The organism is Streptomyces sp. NPDC059740, from assembly GCF_042733155.1.
Classification (GTDB): domain Bacteria; phylum Actinomycetota; class Actinomycetes; order Streptomycetales; family Streptomycetaceae; genus Streptomyces.
Genome location: NZ_JBHWGP010000001.1, coordinates 89,974 through 111,301, shown reverse-complemented (window position 1 = coordinate 111,301; position 21,328 = coordinate 89,974). Strand labels below are relative to the sequence as shown.

The following is a 21,328-nucleotide window of genomic DNA, read 5'->3' as shown; positions in this document are numbered from 1 at the left end:
TTCCGGGTCTTCGAGGACCTTGACCCGACGGCGGAGCAGTGGGCCGCGTTCCGCGTGGCGATGATGGGCCTGATGGGGCCGGAGGAGCCCGGCTCGGACGTGGACGAGCCCATGCCGGACGCGGACGGTGTCCCGGGCGACGCGGAGCGGTACCGGCCCACGCTCTTCCAGATCGCGCGGTTCTCGGAGTGGGACGCCCTCGGTGCCCTGACGGGGGCCGGTGGGCACCTGCCGGCCCACCAGGGTGTGCCCGCCGGCGAGGCCGCGGGTCTGTACGAGCAGGCGCCGAAGGCGCTGGGCGGCGTCGACCTCAGGAACCTGTCCCCGCAGGACGGGCTCGACGCCGTGCCGCCGCACCTGGCGCTGCTGGGCATGGAGACGCCGGCGTGGGGTGATCTCGTCCAGGCGGCGGCGGAGAGCGGCCTGACGGCGTCACAGGCGGTCGCCCTGGGCCGGCTCGACGCTGTGTGGGGCCGGCCGGAGCCCACCGCCCTGGAGGAGTTCACACGGGACCTCGGCCTTGAGGCGGTGGACCGTCTTCCCGTCTTCGAGGGGGAGACCTGGCGCACGGTCCTCCTCCCGCGGCACACCTGGCAGGAGATGGCGGCCAACCGGCTCTGGCCGGAGAACGGCTTCCAGGACGTGCACGCCTCCCGGCGGGACGCGGTGGCTCACGCGCCGGGACGGCCGGACCAGGAGAACAAGCTGGCGACGGTCCGCATCGCCCCGGGCCCCGGGGTCCGGGACGCGCGCCGTCTGGGGCTCGGTCTGCGGACCGTCCCCGGCACCGGCTTCTTCACCACCGCGGTCCGCGACCTGCCGGGCGGCTTCGCCAAGGACCTGACGCTGGGGCAGCCCGACGTCCTGGCGGCGCGCGGCTGGGGCGTGCCCGACGACATGACGCAGATGCACGTCCTGCGCCACGACGACGACCGTCCGTTCCTGGTGGCCTTCTTCCCCAAGGGGGACTGGCGCGTCCGCGAGGACGACTCCTACCTGCTGCCGTCCCTCCAGGACAGCGAGGTGTGGAAGACGCAGGCCGGCGCGGACGGGCGGAAGCGCTACTGGAGCGCCTCCGTCAAGGTGCCGTGGGAGAACCCGGCGAACGCGCTGTACGTCGCCGGGCACGGGGGCCGGTTGGGCAACAAGCAGACGCTCGGCTCCGCCATGGCCGCGCTCGCCGAGGAGCACGGCATCACCGACGTGGTCGTCATGGACTGCGACGAGGCCCCCGACTTCCGCCTCGTCGCGAGCCGCACCGGCATACGGTTCCACGCGACGGAGGAGAGGTACGCGCTGGCCCGGGGGACGGGTGGAGCCGGTGCCCGGCACCACCCGCTGGAGGACTCCGATGGCTGGCCGACCACCTGGATCACCTTCCTCCCCAACGGGGAGACGAAGGCGACCCCGAGTCCGGACACGCCCCTGGACTGGGTCGAGCGCAGCCCCGAGGAGTACCCGGACGCGCGGTACATCAACTCCGGCACCTCCTCCTCCCTCGACGACCGCCGGCTCCGGTTCGAGGGGGCGGACGAGGTCGTCGTCTCCCCCGAGGCGCGTCGTCCGGCCGGCTCCTCCGCGCCCCGAACCCTCACGGACCTGGGCGGTGAGGGCGGTGACACGTTCGCCTCGGACCTGCTGGCCTCCCTGGACGAGGCCGCCGAGTCGGTGGCCGCGTACACGGCCCCGCGCACTCCGTCCGAGGAGGACCTGGAAGCGCCCCCCGAGTACGGACTGCCCTCGTACGACGAGGTACCGCCCTCGCAGGCGGTGGTCCCGCAGGCGGCGGTTCCGCAGGCCAGGACGCAGAGCGGGCCTCCCCCCGCCTACACCCGGCAGGTGCCGGCCGACGCCGAGTTGCCGCTCCGGCCGGAGGAGCGGGCTCGGGTGGCCGAGGCGAACCGTGCCGCGGCCCGCGTCGCCCTGATGGGGGTCGATGTGCCCACGCTGTTCACGCGTGCGCACATGTCGAGCTCCACCGACGGGTGGACCCTGTTCGTGGGCTTCGCGAGGCAGTACGACGCCGCCCTCGCCGACATCTGGAGCAGTGACCCGGAGGTCCGGTCCGTCGCCGCCGAGATCACCGTGCGGATCCACGACTGGGCCAGGACACACGGGGGCGACCGGCGACGTGACCGGCTCACCCTCCGGGAGACGCCCGCGCGCGACCGGGTGAGGAACGCCCTGGCAGGCCTGAGGGACTACGGGGCGCCGGTGCGGCCGTTCGCCCCGGGCTCGCGCGCGCGGGCGGCCTGGAACGAGTTGGTCATGACCGACGAGGAGCAGGAGCGCTCACGCGAGAGCCGCCACCTCACGGAGTCGGGGTACCGCCACGTCGCAGGCCGCGACCTGGACACCCCGACGCGGCTCATGCATGTCGCGCAGCACCACCTGGGGTTGGCGTCCCGACACATCGTGCCCTTCCTCAAGGGGTGGCTGGCCGGCCTGATCGATGTCCTCCCGGAGGACGCGGGGCGCATGTCGGTGTTCGAACGCATGTGGACGGCGCGGCTGGCCGGGTTCGGCGGCGGTTTGCTGGCCGACGCGCTGAGCGCCGGTTCGCTCCACATGTACGACTGGATCGACCGGGAGCTGAAGCCGTGGGTCCCGCGCGCCGACCGCAAGCACGAGCAGGTGTTGAGCACGCCGGGCCTGGCGACGCGCTACCGCTTCGCCTCCTCCATGACCGAGGCCCTCCACGACGCCGGGCCCGCGTTGTCCCGGGCGGGTCTTCGGCGGGAGCACGCCTGGGCCCTGATGCGGATCCCCCGACTCCGGCCGGCGGACCACAGCGAGAAGGCGCAGGTGGTCCGCGCGCTGGCCTCGCGTGCCTACGAGGTGCTCCCGCCGGTGCGCAGGACCGTGTGGTGGGTCGGGCCGGCAGGCGAGCAGGGCCGCCCCCACACCACGCAGTCGCCCCTGCGCGTCTTCTACACCGCCGCCGACGCGGTCGCGTACCAGCGGAGCCGCCCGCGCACGAACGTCCCGCTCTCGGTGTACCGCGTCTGGGACTCCTCGGCCCGCGACGTCACCGACCTGCTCGACGAGAGCAACGACGCAGTCCTGCCGGGGGACCGCGTGCCCTCGGCCCACTACCCGCCCGGGGTCGAGTTCTTGCCGGGACAGTCCGGGACGCTGCCGGTCGCTGAGGGCCGGGCGCCGTTCGTCACCCTGCACGAGCGCGGCGTGGAGCTGCCCCCGATCAACGCCTGGCCCGACTCCCTGGTGGTGCGGCGCGACCTGTTCTCGCAGGACGGCGAGAGGCGCGTCGGAGAGGGCTACCACGACGGCCCGGGCTGGCGGGTGCGCGAGCCGATGACGCGGTACATGGAACAGTTCCGCCTCAAGTTCTGGCGGCTCAGGCGGAACGGACAGCGGGTCAGCCAGAGCGTCTCCCTGCCGGAGGGCACGGTCTACCACCTGCTCGGGCACAACGACCGCCCGGAGGACCTGATGTGGCGCGCCGGCGGCGCGGCGCGGCGCGGCAGGCAGGCCGGCGCCCAACTCCTCCTGGTCCACCCGTGCGGTCCGGAGAGCCGTACCCGCCCGGCGTGGCTCGCCACCGTCGGGCGACGGTTCGGCACGAAGGTGCTGATGGCGGCGGGACGGTCCGCTTTCAACGGGGCGGGCTTCCACGCGCTGGAGGGGGCTACGGGAAAGCCGCTGCGCATGTGGCTCTACGACCCGGCCACCGACAGGACGGAGAAGTACCCGCCCGACCTTCCCGCGGACCGGTGGGTGCGGGACGAGGACTACCCGGCACAGGAGCTCTGGAACTCCACCGGTGCGGAAGGTGCGGAGGCCACCACCGGCCCTGAGCGCGGTGAGGCCGCCGCGTCGGACCGCCGGCTCCGGTTCGGGGCGGCGGACGGCCCCGAGCGCGGCGCGACGCGTTCCGGACGGGTGCGTCGTCCTTCGCCGGCTCCGGCGCGGGTGGCGGACTGGTCGGAGGAGGAGTCCGAGGAGTACAGCGACTCCGAGACGTCCTCGACCGACTCCGAGGCGGCGACTGACTCCGAGGCGTCCACCGACTTCGGGGCGTCGGAGCCCGGTATCCGGTTCGAGGCGGTGGAGAGGCCCGCGCGGGGTGCGGTGCGCTCCGCGGGTGCCCGTGCGGTGCGTGGTCCCTCGCCCGCTCCGGTGCGGGGGACGGCCCCCGCGGAGGAGGACTCCGAGGCGTCCTCCACGGACTCCGAGGCGTCCTCCACGGACTCCGAGGTGGCCGGCGACTCCGAGGCGTCGGCGCCCGCCACGCGGCCAAGGGCGGACAGCGCCCCGGCACCGCGGGCCTCCCGTTACGCACACGTGCCCTGGCGACTGCTCGTCCAAGGGGTCGCGGGAGCCGATCCGGTCGTCGGCGGGGTGTCGGAAGCCGACCTGGCCGTCGAGCCGCGCGCCGAGGAGTTCGTTGCTCCTGCCTACTCGTCCACTCCGCGGGAGGGCGAGCAGATCGGCGACCCCTCCCAACTGCTCGGACGCGCCCCCGGGCAGGAGATGGACGACGCGGCTCTGCAACCGCCGTTCGTCAGGTCGCAGTACGAGGAGAACCCGGTCCCCTACGACGGGATCGAGGCGGCGGAGGCGGAGAGCGAGCCTCTTCCGCCCTACAGCTCACCGGATGCCGGGAACCTCCCGCAGCACACGGAGTCGTCCCGTCTCCAGGCGTGGAGCCCGACGGACCTGGCGCAGCGCTACGACCAGGCCCATGCCCCCCAGGTCACCCCCGAGCAGGAGCGGGCGGGTGCCGCCCTGGGCCTGGACAGGCGCCAGGTCGACGCGGTGCGGCGGCTGCACGACATCGAGCCGGGGGACCGCAGCGAGGCCGCGGAGCTGGTGCGTGAGGTCGGCAGGCGGGCCTACGCGCTGCTTCCCCCGGTGAACCGGATGGTGGTGTGGCCCGCTCCCGCCGGTGAACAGGGCGGACGCGTCCTCACCGCGGGCACGGCCCAGCGGGTGTTCTTCTCCGTCGAGGACGCCGAGGCCCACTACGGAACGGAGGACAGCCGGCCGCCGCTGTACCGCGTGGGGCGTTCCACGGCACGTGACGTGACCGGACTGCTCGACGGCGTCACCTCCTCGGGCATGTACCTGCCGGGCCAGCAGTTCACCGTCGGTTACGTCCGACGGGAGCTGGTCGGCGGGGCGCCGCAGTCCTTCCTCGTCACCCGTGAGCTCGGAGTGGCACCGGGACGGCCCCGGGCATGGGACGACGCCCGCGTGGTGCGGCGGGACGTGACCTCGGCCGACGGCGGCCAGCACCTCGGCGAGGGCTACCACAGCGGGCCCGACCGGCGGCTGCGGGAACCGCTGATGCGGTACCTGGACGACCCCGACTACGCCCTGCTCCTCTGGCACCGGACTCCGGAAGGCGAACGGGCCAGCCGGCACGTCGAACTGCCGTCGGCTGACGAGATGTACCACCTGTTCGGTCACGGCGACCGGGCCGCCCTGCGGGACCGGGTGATGGACGCGGCGGCCCGTGCCCAGGAGCTGGGCCGGACCACCGTGCTGGTCCACCCGTGCGGGGACGGGAGTCCCACCCCGCCGCCGGAGCTGGCCGAGGCCGGACGACGGTACGGGGTCGACGTGTTCATGGCACGGGAGCGGTCCGCCGACGCCCGCGTGGTCCGCACCGACCCCGAGACCGGCGCCGTGGACGAGGACCAGGTGGCCTTCCACGCGCTGGAGGACGAGGCGACGGGCGAGGCGCTGCCCCTCTGGCGCTACGACCGCGAGCGGGACGAGACCACGGTGTACCCCGCCTCGATCGACCCCGCCCGGTGGCACCGCGACCGCACCTACCCGGCCCCCGAGTACTGGAACGCCGCCCCGGCCGCCCAGGCCGAAGTGGTCGTCCCCGTCACGTCGGCCACTCCCGCCACGGCGTCCGGCACCCGCCCGCCGCTCTACCCGGACCTCTACGCCGCCCCCGAGTTCGCGCAGCTCTCGCAGGGCTACGAGGACGCGTTCGGTGAGCTGATGGGCCGGACCCGCACGGCCGCCACCGGGGCGCGGTGGCTCGTCAGCCGCCTGCACGACTACCTGAGCGCGCACCACGGCTCGGCGGAGGACGCGGCCGGCGCCTTCGGGCTGCCGGCCCAGCAGGGCAGGACGGCGGCCGAGGCGCTGGCGGACCTGCTCGACTCCGAGCCCTCCGCCGACACGGTGTCGCGGCTGGTGGGCGCCTCCGAGAACGCCGCCTGGGCCCACCCCGACTCGCCCCACACGCTGGCCCGCCTGTGGCAGGACCGGCCGGACCTGAACACCCTCGGCCTCCCGACCGGGGCACCGGCCGAGCGGCCGTGGACCGACGCCGAGCGCGCGGACCTGACCGGGCGACGCGGCCTGCTGCTGGGCACCGGCCCGGACGCGCGCACCCGGCGGCAGTTGGAGATCGCCCGGGCACTCGGCGCCACCGCACGGGAGCTGCGGCTCGCCCGCGACGCGATGCTGGTCCGCAACCTCCACGACCGCGCCGGGAACTCCGGCCAGGCGGAGGAGGGGAACCGGAGGTCCCACTCGGCCTGGGAGACCCTGCGGGCGGCACACGAGGCGGGCGTGCGCGACGACGTCGAGCCGGACCTGACGGTCGTTGACGCGGCCGCCTTCCACGCCGGGCTGGACGCGACCTACGCCCCGCAGAGCCAGGACGCGTTCGCGACGCTCTCCGAGGACGAGCAGTTCGCCCTGGAACTGCCCCACCGGGTGATGTATGAGTCCACCGCGTGGCGGGAACAGCCCGCGGACCTCATGACGGACCCGGTGTTCGCCGGGCACGCCCGCGAGGCCTACTTGCGGTCGATCGCACTCAACGCCGCCCCGCACGTGCTGCGGATGAACCTCGGCGGGCACAACTTCCTCGCGTTGCGCACCCGGCACGCCAACAGCCCGCTGCTGGACCCCCGTTTCACCGGGGACGACCCGCAGTCCCAGGCTCTGCTGCGGCAGCGGCTCGACGCACTGGTGCGGGAGGTGCACACCGCGTCCGACGGCCGCCCCCACCCGCCGCTGCTGCGCAACGACGAGGAGTTCGCCCGCCTCGCCGACTCCGGCGCCGGCCTGGCGGAACTGCTCGCCCGCGCTGCCGCACTGGCGCCGGTGCTGGCCCCGCAGATCCGCTCGCACCTGTCGATGCTGGACGAGTCCCTGGCGATGCTGCCGCTCAGCCCGTGGGAGTTCCGCACCGGTGAGGCAGCCGGGCCGCTGCCCGGTGGGCAGAGCACGGCCGTCGGCAGCACGCTCGCCCTGCCGGCGCGGGAGCCGGGGACGGTGCGCCGGGAGTCGGCCTTCGCCGCCCTGCGCCCGGCCGCCGGTTCGCGCCCGCGGCTGGTCGAGATCGTGCGCTCCACCGCCCGGGACACCTCGGCGTTCGAGGGCCGCCCGCAGGACGGCACGGTCCTCCACGCCGAGGACCGCTCCGCCACCGTCCAGCAGGTGCGCTCCGGCGTGCACCTGGGCACCGGCACCGCCTACGAGCACGTGGTCGCCCAGGAGGACCTGCGGCCGCTGCCCGAGGCGGCCTGGGACCGTGAGATCACCACCCGCCCCCTGGTGGACCCGGACGGCAACGAGGTGTTCGGGCTCGCCGACCACGACATCCACGACTGGTGGGACAGGGACTGGCAGCGCAAGGACGCGTTCTTCCGCAAGGCCACGCACTACCACCACATCGGCCTGTCGACCGGGCTGTCCCGGATGGGCGGTCGGGTGCCGTGGGACGAGGACACCTACTTCTACTCGGCCCACGGCGGACGGGTCTTCCGCGCCAGGGGGCGCCACGGCACGAAGGCCGACAACGGGTCCCAGACGGGTCACCACCTCCTCCAGGAGATGACCCGCTCGCAGGTGAAGTGGGGCGCGCTGGCGGTCATCTCGTGCAACGCGGCCGCCGAACGGGCCGACGGCCGCGCGACCCTGGCCCAGGTGCTCGCCGACCACGCCCACCTGACGAGCCACGGCACCAACGTCCCCGCGGCCTTCCACCAGGAGGACAGGCCACTGGGTCTCGTGCCCCACCCCGGCGGCCCGGAGCCGGTCCTGAGGACCACGCCGCCCCGGGACCACGCCACCCTCGCGGCCGAGCTGCGCCGCGCCCTGCGCCACACCGCGCAGTGGGCGCCGCTGCTGCGCGGCCTGTACGGCACCCCGGAGTTCCAGACGGTGGCCGAGACGTACGAGGAGGCCCTGCGGGAGGCACTGGGGCAGCGGCCGGCGGTGCGGGGCACCGCGGGGCGGGCGCTGCTGGCGGCGGTCTCGGGGCCGGCCGGCGAGGCCGGATGGCTGCCCGCGGTCGCCTCCGCACTCGGACTGGCCGACGGCGCGAGCCTGGCGGACGTCCGGGCCGAGGCGGCGCGGTGGGCTGCGCCGGGCTCCGGCCGCGGGGTCGGGGACCTCCTGCGCGCCTTCGCCGTCGCCGTCACCCACCCCGAGCCGCTGCCCGCGGGCCCCGCGCCGGTGGCCGACTCGCCGGAACACCGGGCCTGGCTGCGCGAACGCGGCATCCCCGGAGGGCACGGGCAGACGCCGCTGGTCACGACTCTGCTGGAGAAGTACGGCGAGCTGACCGAGGCCACCGAGGCGGACCTGTGGCGCTTCCTGGAGGCCGCGGTCGCCGGGCTGCCGGGCCCCCTCTTCCACAAGCTGCGGGCCGCGCAGGACGAGTTGGGCGACCAGTCCGGTTACGCCGACGTGCGGTACCGGACCATGACCGGCGGTGACGCCGTCGAGCTGTACCTGGGCGCCGACGACCTGTTCCGGCCCCTGGAGTCCGCGACCGGCGCCGAGCTGCGCAAGCGGCTCCGGCTGCCGCACGAGGTGGCGTACGAGAGCGACCCGCGGGTGGCCGCCGAGGCCGCCGCCCTGACCTCGCGGCAGCGGGGCGGGCTCAGCGCCGCCCACGCCGTGGCCCTGCACCGCGTCGACGCGCTGGACGACGTGCACGCGGCCGACCCGCTCGACCTGGGCATGGCCGCCGAGGCGCTGAGCCTGCTGCCCCCCGTGGACGACACGGTGTGGATACCGGCGCTGCTGCCGGGCCGTCCCGAGGACGCACTGCACGAGATCGCGCTGCCGGAGTACCAGCCGGCATGGCGGGACCGCGCGGCGGCGGTCGCGGCCCTGCGGGAGCGGCCCGGCAGCGGGCGCCACCCGGTGCTGCTGAAGGTCCCGCGCTCCACCGCCCCCCAGGTGCCCGGCACGCAGCGCGTCCGCTACCCGGTGGAGACGATCCTGCCGGTGACCGGGCGCGGCGAGGCCGACGGTTTCACCGAGCTGTCCCTGACCGAGACCGAACCGGTGGTGCCCTCGCCGCGTACCCAGGCCCCGGCCGGCGTGCCGCACGGCCTCGCCCCCCGGGCCGGTGCCGTGCCGCGGGACGTCCACGACTCCCAGGACGGTTCCTGGGTCGGCACCTCCTTCTTCGACGAGCCCGACCACACCCGGCGTGCGCCCACGCTGGTCCGGCTGCGGCGGATCAGGCGGTACCTCGCCCTGGACGAGCGGAGCGACGGCTCCCTGACGGGCTCCTGGTGGGAGATGCCGACGACCGACGGCAGCTCGTCCTACTGGATCGGCCACGGCCTGCCGACCGAGCGGGACCTGGACGACTTCGCCAGGAAGACCCTCGACCACGGCCTCCGGCGGATGACGCTCCTGTCCTGCACCACCCCCGGCCAGACCATTCTGAGCGCGTTCCGCCTGCGGGACCTCGTGGCCCGCACCGGCCTGGGCGTCGATTACATCCACGGGCGGGTCTCCACCGTGGACGGCATCACCCTGGACGCCGGGGCGAACTTCATGTCCCTCCGCCCGGGCGACCGGACTCCGGCAGTGGCGGTCACCAAGTGGCTCGGCCGCCCCCTCCAACCGCCGCGCCTCCCCGCCCCCGAGGACTGGAACGGTCCTCTGGACGACTCGGACGACGAGGACGACACCCAGGACCCGCGCTTCCCCGACCTCGTGGACGAGGCCCGGGAGGCAGCCGCCGACTACGAGAAGGCCATGGGACACGCGCTGTCCGCCGCCTCCCGGCTCACCGAGGAGGTGCAGGCCGTCGCCGAGCGCCTGCGCGGGAAGCTGACGGAGATCCTCGGCCAGTCCGACGCCGACGCGGCGTTCGTGGCGCCCGGCACCGACCCGGCCACCGGCATGGCACACCTGCTCGGACCGGACGCCCGGCTCGACGAAGCGGTGCGGGCCCTGACGCGCGCCCTGGAGTTCGCCGCCGCCGACAAGCGGGTCCGGGCCGCAGGACTCCGCCTCCCACCCCGGCCCGCGCCGCGGCCCCACGACGCCGCCACCGCCGCGCACCTGCGGGACCAGCTCGGACACCGGCTGTCCGGCAAGGGCCACGCCGTGCACATCGGCTGGCTGCTGGCGGCCCAGCGCCAGCTGGCCGTCCCCGACGCCCGGCCGCTGCTGCTGCGCGAGGCGCTGATCGCCGCGGAGCTGACGGCGCCGGACGGCCACTCCTTCGCCGAGGCGCTGGCCGAGACCCAGCAGGCCGGCGCCTGGGAGCCCGCCGTCGAACCGGCCGTGGCAGAGGTCTCCGCCGACCGCCTCCTGCCCTGGGCCGACGGCTACTTCAACGTCCTCGGGCGGCTCGGCGAGGCCCCCCAGCTCACGGAGGACGAGCGCGAGGACCTGCTCACCGAGCTGTGGGAGTACCCCCACCGCCAGGCCTACACGGCGCTGGCCGCCCAGCGAGGCCTGGACGAGGTGGCCGAGGACGCGACCGCGTTGCAGCGCTGGCTCGACTGGCACCACGCCCCCGGCATACCGCAGTACAACCTGCGCCCCTCGCACCTGGTGGCCCTGAAGCTGCTGGCCGGCGGCGGGAAGCTCGACCCCGTCGACGCGGAGATGGCCGCGGAGGCGCTGGAGCTCCTCCCGGGCTGGCACGGCCCGTACTGGCAGGGGGTGCGGATGCTGCGGCCGCCGCGTGCGGGGCAGGAGTTCGCCCTGCCCGCGCTGTTCCGCGGCACCGCCGACCGGGAGGCCGCCACGCACCGGACCACCGGGTTCGCGAAGGTGAAGAAGGCGGGCGTGCCCGTCCTGGTGGACGTCGCGGAGGCGCACGGCGCACGCAACGACCCCTTCGCCGTGGACCGCCTGACCTACCCGCGCCGGTCCGGTTTCGTGGCACGGGACGTCCGGTCCGCCGTGGACGGTTCGACCGGGACGCCGTTCGTCCACGTGCTGGCCGACGAGGTCGTCGAACCGCTCCCGGCGGACGGGTGGGACCGCCCGGTCATCACCCGGAACCGGGTCGACGGGGACCGGAAGTGGCTCGTCGTGACCAGCCTCAACTCCGTGGAAGCGCTGGAGCGCGGCGACCGCAGGTGGACGGAGGTGGCATCCGCCGGTTCCGTCTCGCGCTACGACGCGGAGACCGACACGGAGGAGAAGGACGCCCAGCGCCTCCCGGCCGGCCGTCGTGTCCTGCGCGCCATGCACGGCAACGACGAGTTCCTGACCGTGCCCTCGCGCCACGGGCACATCTTCGTCACCGGCCGGGACGACGGCCACCACCTGCGCCGGCTGCTCGCCGCGCACGGCTTCGCCCTCGACGCCCAACTCCTCCTCGTCTCCTGCCAGGCGGCGCGCTCGCGGGGGGACGGCGTGCCGCTGCGGGCGCAGGAGGAGGCCGACGCGAGCCTGCGCGTCACCCTCGGCTCGACGACGCTCATCGGCCCGAGGACCGAGCCCGGGAAGCCGGCGCGGCTCGTGCTCTTCCGCGACGACGAGGAACCCGATCCGGCACTGCTCACCTTCGAGCCCCGGGACGGCGCCACGCCGCTCCAACGCCTCCGCACCGCCCAGCGTCGTGGCAAGGGGGCCCCGGACCCGGTGGCGCAGGCCTGGTGGCACGGCCGACGGCCCGGCGCGCTGCTTCCCTCGGACGCGGGCACCGCACCGCGGGACACCCTGCACGAGGTGTGGGTCCCCGGCTCCCACGAGGTGCGGCTCGACCGCCGGACCGCACCCCCGGCCGGGCCCCTCACCTCCGGCGGCACGTCGGACCACGCGGTGCTGTACCACGTCGTCGGCACCATGGTGCACAAGGCGTCCGGCGGCGCCGGGGGCCAGCACCGCGCGCAATACGCCTGGGACCGGATGCTGGACGTGGTGCTGCGCCAGGTGGTCCGCGACCCGGCGACCGGCCGGGTCTACGAGTACGTGCGGCTGAGCGACCCGGAGGCGATCGTGCCGCCGCGGCCGGGGCCGTCCGAGACTCTCGCGGCCAGGGACATCCACGCCGACGGCAGCGGCTGGTTCGGGTCCGGTCTCGGCGGGACGTGGGGCGGTACGTCCTTCTACACCCGGCCCGACCACGACCTGCGTGCCGGGGCGCTCTCGCGGCTGCACCGGCTCACCGAGTACACCGAGCTGAGCCGGGATGCGGCCGGGCATCGCAGTGCGGTCCAGCGCAGGCTGGACCTGCCCGAGGGGACGGCCTGGCTGGGCGCGCACGGCTCGGTGCCGCGGCGCGTGGTGGAGACGTTCATGGCGCGTGCGGCGGGCAAGGGCCGCACCTCGGTGGCGCTGCTGCCGTGCTCGAAGCAGGCGACGCTGGCCGAGTCGGCGCCGTGGGCGCAGCGGATGTCCGACACGTACCGCCTGACGGTGTTCCGGGCCAGGGGTGAGACCGCGCTCGTGCCCGGTGGCCAGGACGCCCCGGACGGGGTGGGCCAGGGCGAGCCGGACCGCCTCTTCCTGGGCGAGGACGTCTACGGCCGCCCCGTCCAGTGGGAGAAGTTCGTGCCCGGCGGCTCCGGCCCGGTGCCGGTCGAGGCCCCGCTCGCGAAGGGCTCGGTGCCGCCCGCGTTCTACCCGGCCAAGGAGTACTGGAACAGCCCCGCCGGCGACGAGGCCGTCGACGTCCCGCGCTTCCCCTCCCTCGTGGACGGGGCGCGGGCGGCGGCAGCCGACTACGAGCAGGCCATGGCCCGTGTGCTGTCGCGCAGGAAGGCTCTGATCGAGGAGGTGCAGCAGCAGGTCGAGGGCCTGTACGACAGGCTCCGGGCGGCTCTGGGCAGCAAGACCGAGGCGCGCCGCGCGTTCCTGCCGCCCGGCGTCGACCCCCGTGGCGGTATGGCGCACCTCCTCGGCGAGTACGTCGAACCTGTCGTGGCGCTCGGGGCGCTGGAGCGCGCCGCGGAGCTGGCCGCCTCCCACCCCGAGGTACGGCGCGCGGGGCTCCGGCTGCCGCGCAGGCCCGCCGGGCAGCGTTACGACGCGGCGACGGTCCGGCGCCTGCGTGACCTCGGCCACCGTGTCACCGGGGACGGCCCGCCGGCCACCGTCGGCTGGCTGCTGGACGTGCACCGCGCGCTGGACCTGCCCGACGCCGACCTGTACGTCTTCCGGGACGCCTTGGTCGTCGCACAGATCCAGGGAGGACGTTCACTGGCCGAGGCACTGGACGCCGCCCAGCAGGCCGGTGTCCGGGAGAGCGGCGTCGAACCCGTCGTCCGGGACACCTCCGCCGACCGCTTCCTCCCCTGGGCCGACGGGTACTTCGACGCCCGCGGACTGGTCACCTCGGGGAGGATGCCGGCCGGTTCGACGCTCCCCGGGGACGCCCGCACCCTGTGGGAGCTTCCGCACCACCGGGCCTACGCCGCGGACGCCGCCGGGCGAGGCGTCCACCCCGCCACCTACGATCCGGTCGCGCACGAACGCTGGCTGGACCGGCACCACGCGCCGCAACTGCTGGAGGAGAACCTGCGCCCCGCCCACCTGCTGGCCTGGGGCCGGTTGGGGAGCGCCCCGGTCGCGCAGCTGCACCCGGCCGACGCCGAGATGGCCGTGGAGGCCGTGGAGGTGCTGCCCTCCTGGGGCGGCCCGCTGCGGCAGGGCGTGCTGATGACCGAGGTCCCCCGGACCGGGCAGGCGTTCACCCTGGCGGGGCTGGTCCCCGCCACGGCGGACCGGGAGGCCGCCACCCGCCTGGCGTTGACGGCGCCCGCACCCGGCAGCGCGGCGCGCGTTCCCGTGCTGGTCGACGTCGCCGAGGCCGACGAGGCGCGCAACGACCCGTTCGTCGCCGACCGGTTGACCTACCCGCGGCAGACCGGGTTCCAGGTCCGGGACGTCCGCACGGTGGTGGACGCCTCGACCGGTCGCCGGTTCTGGCACGTGCTCGCCGACGAGACGCCCACCCCGCTCGCCACGCAGGGCTGGAACCGTCCGATCGTCACCCGGCACCTGGCCGACCCCGACGGCCGGTGGATCGTGGTCTTCAGCACGGGCACCCACGACCTGCCGGCGCAGGGTGGCCTGGCCTGGGCGAAGGCGGGAGCCGCGGAGTTCGTCTGGCACGGCGACGAGGTGGGCGACGCCACCGAGGGCCCGGTCCAGGCCATGCCCGCCCACGGTCGGCGCGCCATGCGCATCGGCCACGGCAACGCCGACATCCTGGTCGTGCCCTCGCGCCACGGCCGCATCTTCGTCACCGGCCGGGACGACGGGTACCACCTGCGGCGGCTGCTGCCCGCACACGACTTCGGGCTGGACACCCTGGTGCAACTGGCCTCCTGCCAGGGCGCACAGCGGCGCGGCGACGACGTACCGGTGCGCGCCCAGGACGAGGCCGACGGCAGCCTGCGGGTCACGCTCGGCGCCCCGGTGCTGATGCGCGCCCTCGGCGGGGACAAGGCAGGGACCACCGGCCTCGTGCTGGTGCGCAACCCCGAGGAGCCCGACCCGCGGCTCTTCACCTACGAGCCCGGCGACGCCGGCACCGTACGGGAACGCTTCCTCGCCGCCCGCCGCCGCGGGTTGAGCCGCCCGGAGACCGCGGAGGCGTGGTGGGCCGGACGGCTGCCGGGCGCACTGGGCCCGCAGCACGCCGGCACCGCGCCGGCCGACACCCTGCACGAGGTGTGGGTCCCCCGTTCCCACCAGGTGACGCTGGACCCCCGCGCGGCACACGCCGCACTGCACGGTCCGGCCGGCGGCGCCCAGGACCACGCGGTGCTGTACCACGTGGCACGCACCTCGGTGCACAGAGCGTCGGGCAAGCCCGGTGAGCACCGGGCCCGCTGGCCCGAGGACCGGATGCTGGACGTCGTGCTGCGCCAGGTCCGCCGCGACCCGGACACCGGCCAGGTCTACGAGTACGTGCGGCTGAGCGACCCGGAGGCCGTCACGGCGCCGCGGCCGGCACCGTCCGAGGACCTGAAGGTCCGGGACGTCACCAGGGAGGGCAGCGACTGGTTCGGGTCCGGCTTCGGCGGTGCGTGGGGTGGCACGTCCTTCTACACCCGGCCCGACCACGACCTGCGTGCCGGGGCGCTCTCGCGGGCGCACCGGCTCACCGAGTACACCGAGCTGAGCCGGGACGCGGCCGGGCACCGCAGTGCAGTCCAGCGCAGGCTCGACCTGCCCGAGGGCACGGCCTGGCTGAGCGGTCACGGTGACGCGATGCCGCGCCGCGTGGTCGAGCAGTTCATGGCGACCGCGGCGCGCAAGGGCCGCACCTCGGTCGCACTGCTGCCCTGCTCCACCCGGGCGACGCTGGCCGAGTCGGCGCCGTTCGTGCAGCGGATGTCCGACACGCACCGGCTGACGGTGTTCCGGGCCAGGGGTGAGACCGCGCTCGTGCCCGGTGGCCAGGACGCCCCGGACGGGGCACGCCAGGGGGAGCCGGACCGCCTCTTCCTGGGCGAGGACGTCTACGGCCGCCCCGCCCAGTGGGAGATGTTCGAGCCCGGCGGCTCCGGCCCGATCCCCGTCCACGCCCCGCTCGCCGAGGGCTCGCGGCCTCCCGCGTACTACCCGGCCAAGGAGTACTGGAACAGCCCCGGCGACGTCGAGGCGCAGGAGCCGGCCGGCCGCCCCCGCACCGGGGACGACGTCCTCCCCCCGCGCTTCCCCACCCTCCACCGCTCCGCGCACTACGAGGACCTGAGCCAGGACTTCGCGCGCACCCTGGGCGAGGTGCTGGCCCAGGACCCCGACGCCCCCAGGGAGGTGGCCGCCACCCTCTCCGCGCTGCACAGCTGGTACGCCGACGAGTTCGAGGAGATGGCCGGGCCCAAGAGGGAGATCAAGGGCGGCGGCTCCATCGCGGTGGCGGCCCGCCTCTTCGCCGACCCCCGCGTCCGCGTCCCCGCGATGGACCAGTACCTCGCCCTCATCGACCCGAACTCCTCCCTCGAACTCACCGAGCGGATGCAGGCCCTGATCCGGGCCGCCTACGCCCACCCGGAGCGCCCGGACGCCCTGGCCAGGCTCTGGGCGCGCAAGCCGGCGCTGCGGCCCGAGGGCATGCCGGACCGTCCCGACCAGGAGATGCCCTACCCGCCCCTGCCCAGGCCCAGGACGAGGGACGAGGCACGGCAGCGGGACGCGTTGCTCCGGCAGCGGGAGCAGTGGGACCGCGAGCGGGTGGAGTGGAACCGGGAGTACGGTGTCCAGCTCTCCGCGCACGGGCACGCCCACACGGCCGAGTGGCTGCTCCGGCTGCGCGCCGCGCTGCCGGTGCACGACGGCAACCCGTGGACGTTCTTCACGGCGGTGCTCGGAGCGGAGCTGCGCCACCACAGCCTGGCCGAACTCATGGTCGCGGCGGTGAACGCCAAGGTGCCCGGCGTACCGACCGCACCCATGGACGCCGCACGCCTGCACGCCTGGGCGCTGGGCAACCTCGACCCGCGCCGACTGGCCGCCGGCGACGCCCTCCGGGAGGACTTCGGGCCCGGCACGGACGCGTGGGACGACCTGCGGCTGCCGCACGAGAGGTGGTACGCGGAGAAGGCGGGCCGGCTCGATCCCGCAGTGCTGCGGAAGACCGGGGACATCGCGAAGCTGCTCGGGCTGTCCGGCACGCCCGCACACAGCACCGACACCCCCCTCGTCGGCCCGGAGTGGTGGAACCGCCGGGCGGCCAGGCTGGACTACCTGCGGGAACACGGCGGTACCTGGCCGCTGGACAACCTCATGCCCGGGCACCTGCTGGGGCACTACCTGGCGACCGGCCCCGACCACCTGCTGCTGCGGGCACGCCTGGCCCACCCGGCCGTCCCGGGCCGGCCCGATCCCGGCGTCCCGGAGCTCCAGCGCATCGCCCGCGACCTCGTCCGCGAGGCGTACGACAGCAAGGACACGACGCGCTATCCGCTGCTGCTCCAGGGCGCCCCGTCGTTCGCCACCGTGCTCGGCGAGATCCACGAGGACCCCGCGGCCAAGGGCAGCCTGTTCGAGCAGGACGAGCGCGACAGGGAGCGCCTGGGCAGGCGGAGCGCCGGAACGCAGCGCAACCGGGACCAGGACCTGCGCCGCCTGGAGGCCCGTGCCGACGCCGTCATCGCCGACATCGCGGCCGACCTGACCGGCTACGCCGAACTGGCCGTGGAGTCCGCCGCGATGGCGCCGAAGCGACGGGGCTGGGTCGGCTGGTGGACCCAGGAGCCCGGCACGCTGCGCAACCCGAGGACGTACAGCACCGCGGGCCCCTCGCGCTTCGTACGGCAGTCACCCCTGGACGCGGCGACGAGCTCCTGGTCAGCGGCGCTCGAAGACATGCCCGCGGCCGGGAAGATGCGCGAAGGCCACCACGCCGTGCTGTGGCAGATGGAGGACTCGGAGTTCCACGACGTCGGTCCCAGCGCCTTCGATCCGGCGAAGGGTTCGGTGCTCACTTCCCGGCCCGGCCGCCTGGAGATCCGCGACATCACCTCGGCGATGGACCTGCGCACCCGGCGGCGCTTCGCCGTCGTCACCCTCCGCTCGGCCGCCCCCGTGGCCTCCCGCCGCTGGGGCCCCGAGACCCTCCCCGCGCCGGTCACCGTCGACGGCCGCCGGCTGGGACTGAGCTTCCGCGATGCCAGGGGACGCGCCGAGATGGCGGAGGACTACCGCGACTTCCCCGGCCTGACGAAGTACCGGATCTGGAACGTCGAGGCCGACGGCACGGAGAAGACCGGGAAGGTCCCGGAGCCGGAGGCCCGCGAACTGCCGTGGAAGGCGGCCGAGGTCGGCCTGGTGGACGTGCGCACCGTCGACTCCCGCGCCATGGTGGTGACGACCCCCTACGGCCCGAAGATCGAGAGCGCCTACGAGGTGGGACGCCAGGCCCGGCGCTGGATGCAGGCGGCGGGCGTGTCGCCGGACCTGCCGCTCGTCCTGCTGGGGGGCGACGCCGGTGCGGAACGCCACGGGGCCGAACCGGTGGCGCAGAGCTTCGCCGAGGGGAGCGGGCACCGCACCATCGCCGCCACGACGGACTCCTGGGTCCAGCCGGCGGCGGGCAGGGCCGAACAGACGGCCAAGGACGCCGGAGTGCAGCTCACGGGTACGGAGCTGGTCCTGGAGCGCCCGCACCCCCTCGCGCCCGAACCGCGACTGGCCGTGTTCGAGCCCCGGGGCCGGGACGCACGTCTTCCGGTCTCTCCCTCGCCGGACCGCGACCTGGACCGGTTCGTCCACTACTACGGAGGCGGCGACAGGGCCAGGGTCAAGGACTGGATGGCGCTGGCCCGGACGTACGAGGACCGGCTCAGGGAGGCGTTGGACGGTCCCGCGCTGGCCGCCGCCCGGCAGGCCGTCAGGCTCGCCACGGTCAAGGCACCCAGCACGTCGGCGTCCGTCGCCCACCTCGTGGCCGACTTCTTCCGCGCCGTCGCACCTGACCGGCGGATGAGGGACTTCGACCGCGCACCGCTGTCCGGTGAGGCCCTGGCCCGGTGCAACGACCGCGGTATCCGGGCGCTGCACGAGACCACCGAGCTGCCGGAGCTGCTGTTCCGGGAGTTCCGGGACCTGGTCGGCGACGACGTCGAGAAGCTCGAAGCCTGGCGGCTCGCGGTCTTCGCGGCCCTGCTCGGCCAGTACTCGCTGCACGACCTGCTCTCCGCGTCGCTCCGCGCCGATGTGGGCTTCGGCGGACCGGCTGAGGAGGCGGCCGTGTTCGGCTACGGCGCCCACCTGTACGACTGGGCGGACCGGCTCCTCGACCCCGCCGGCAAGGACCCCGGCCACGCCCTGGTCCACTACGCCACCCCGCAGGAGCTGCGCTACCTCGAACGGGCCGCCTGGCTCACCCCCGAGGTCACCAGGGGCCCGGCGGTGCCCAAGGGAATCCGCGCCGCCCTCAACGGCAGGAGCGACGCCGACGCGGAGCGGCTCGACGCCTTGCAGGACTGGAAGGAGCGTCACGGCGGCCACCCGCTGGACCACGTGCGCTCGGCGCACCTCACCGCGATGTACCTGGCCACGACCCTCGACGCGAAGCTCTTCGACGAGGTGGCCGAGAACGAGCAGCTCGACGCGGCGGGCCTGGTGGCTGCCCTCCACGACCTGGTCGACCGCCAACTGGGGAAGCGCGCGACCGACTTCCCCCTGATGCTGCGGAAGGGCGAGGCGTTCCGGGAGACGGCCCGCAAGCTGCGTGGCGCGTACGCCGGGCAGCGGCCGGCGGACGTCAAGAAGTACGAGAAGCGGCTGCTCGACGAGGTCGACGCACTCGGCGGGAAGAAGGCGCAGCGGCTGCTCAACGAGGTCCACGAGCACCTGGGCATGCTCGCCGACGGCCTGTACCGGCTGCCTCCGTCCGGCGAGGACGCGTTCTTCTTCACGTACGAGCCCGGGGACCTGGAAGGCGAGCGCGGGGATGCCGTGCCGGGTGGCATGGACCTGCTGTGGGTGCCGCAGTTCCAGAAGGTCACGCTGGACCCGACTGAGGTGGACATGGAGGTACCTGTCGGCCCCGGCCGCCACCGGACCCTCAACCGTGTCCTGCGGTCGAGCGCCCCGGACATCTCCTTCGCCGCGCGCCGCCCGGAGCGGGCGGAGGCGCTGTACCCCCGGGCGACGGCCTTCGAGGTCGTGCGCCGGGTCGTCATGCAGGACGTGCACGGCCTGTACGAGCTGCGTGAGCTGCGTGAGGTGTACACCCTGCCGGAGAGCGCCGCCGCGGACCGTCCGGTACGGAGTGCCACCCAGCCCGGCCCCGACGACTCCCGCTTCGAGGACCTGGGGAGCGGCCCGCTGCCCGACCGCTCCGCGGGGTCGACGGGCCGCAGGCAGGGGCCGAGGCCGCAGCGCCGGAGCACGCCGAGGCAGGAGCCTGAGGCGCGGGGGCCCGAGCGGGAACAGGGACGCAGGCGTGCCTCCGGGCAGGAGCGCCCGAGGCCGTCGCATGACCCACGGTCCGACGCGACGTCGGGGCCGTCGCGTGAACCGGGGACGGGGCGACGGGACCCGCGTGTGCCGCGGTTCGAGACGTGGTCGAACTGGCCCGAGAACGACTACGGCCCGACGTTCGACGGGGGGCCGTCGCAGTCGCGCAGTTCGGCGTCCCAGCGGATGGCCGAGCACATGCGGTGGAAGCAGGAGATGCGGGACTGGGTCAAGTCCGGCAAGTGGCGCACCGAACGGCCGGGAGACGGGCACGGACCGTCGACGGGGCCTGAGTTCTGGTATGCCTCGGGTGGGGAGCGCCCGGGCCGGCAGGGGTCGCGTCCCGGCCCTGTGTCGAGTCGGTCGTCCAGCCCTGAGCACAGCCCCGAGCCCGCTCCGAGGCGCGGGCGTCCCACGGGCCCGGAGCCCAGGCGTGCCTCGGGACCGCAGCGGACGTCCCGGCCGGACGCGTCGCGGCCCGAGCCGCGACCGCGGTACACCGAAGGCCCGTTCTACGAGGAGCCGGGAAGCGAGACGGAAGGCCCGTCGCAGCCGCTGCCCCGGCGCTCCACCGAGCCGCCCGGCCGTGCCCAGGAACCGACGCGCCCGTCGACGGCGGACCCGGCCTCGGCGCAGGACGGGAAGCGGACGCCGCACCGGGCCGGACCGGCGCCGCAGCCGGAACGGACGCGGACGGAGCCGGAGCCCGTGCCGGAGGAGCCCTCGCGCCCGGAGCCCGAGCCGGAGCAGCCGTCCCGTCCTGAGCCCCGGCCCGAGCCTGAGTCGAAGGCGTCCTCGCGGCCTGAGGTGAAGCGGTCGCGGTGGGAGGAGTCGGCGTTCGGTCCGGTGCCGGAGCTGGACGCTCGGCGGTCGGCGCCGTACGGGCAGGCCGGTCGGGCCGTGCCGGAACCGAGGACGGAGCCGCAGCCCAGGCCCGAGCCGCAGTCGAAGCCCGGGCCCGGGGCGGAGACCCCGTCGCAGGCGAAGCCCCAGCCTGCATCGCAGCCGTCCGCGCGGCCTGAGCCTGCGCCGGAGCGGTCGATGCGGCCTGAGCCTGAGCCGCAGCAGCCTTCCCGGCGCGAGCCGCAGCCTGAGTCGCAGGCGTCCGCGCGGCCTGAGGTGAAGCGGTCGCGGTGGGAGGAGTCGGCGTTCGGTCCGGTGCCGGAGCTGGACGCTCGGCGGTCGGCGCCGTACGGGCAGGCCG

General features: G+C 75.1%; 1 pseudogene (cut by a window edge). It reads left to right on the top strand.

The features are described 5' to 3' along the window. Positions 1 to 21,328: pseudogene (locus ACFV3R_RS00420) on the top strand (hypothetical protein); its annotated part reaches 23,010 nt to the left of the window's first position; the annotation flags it as partial.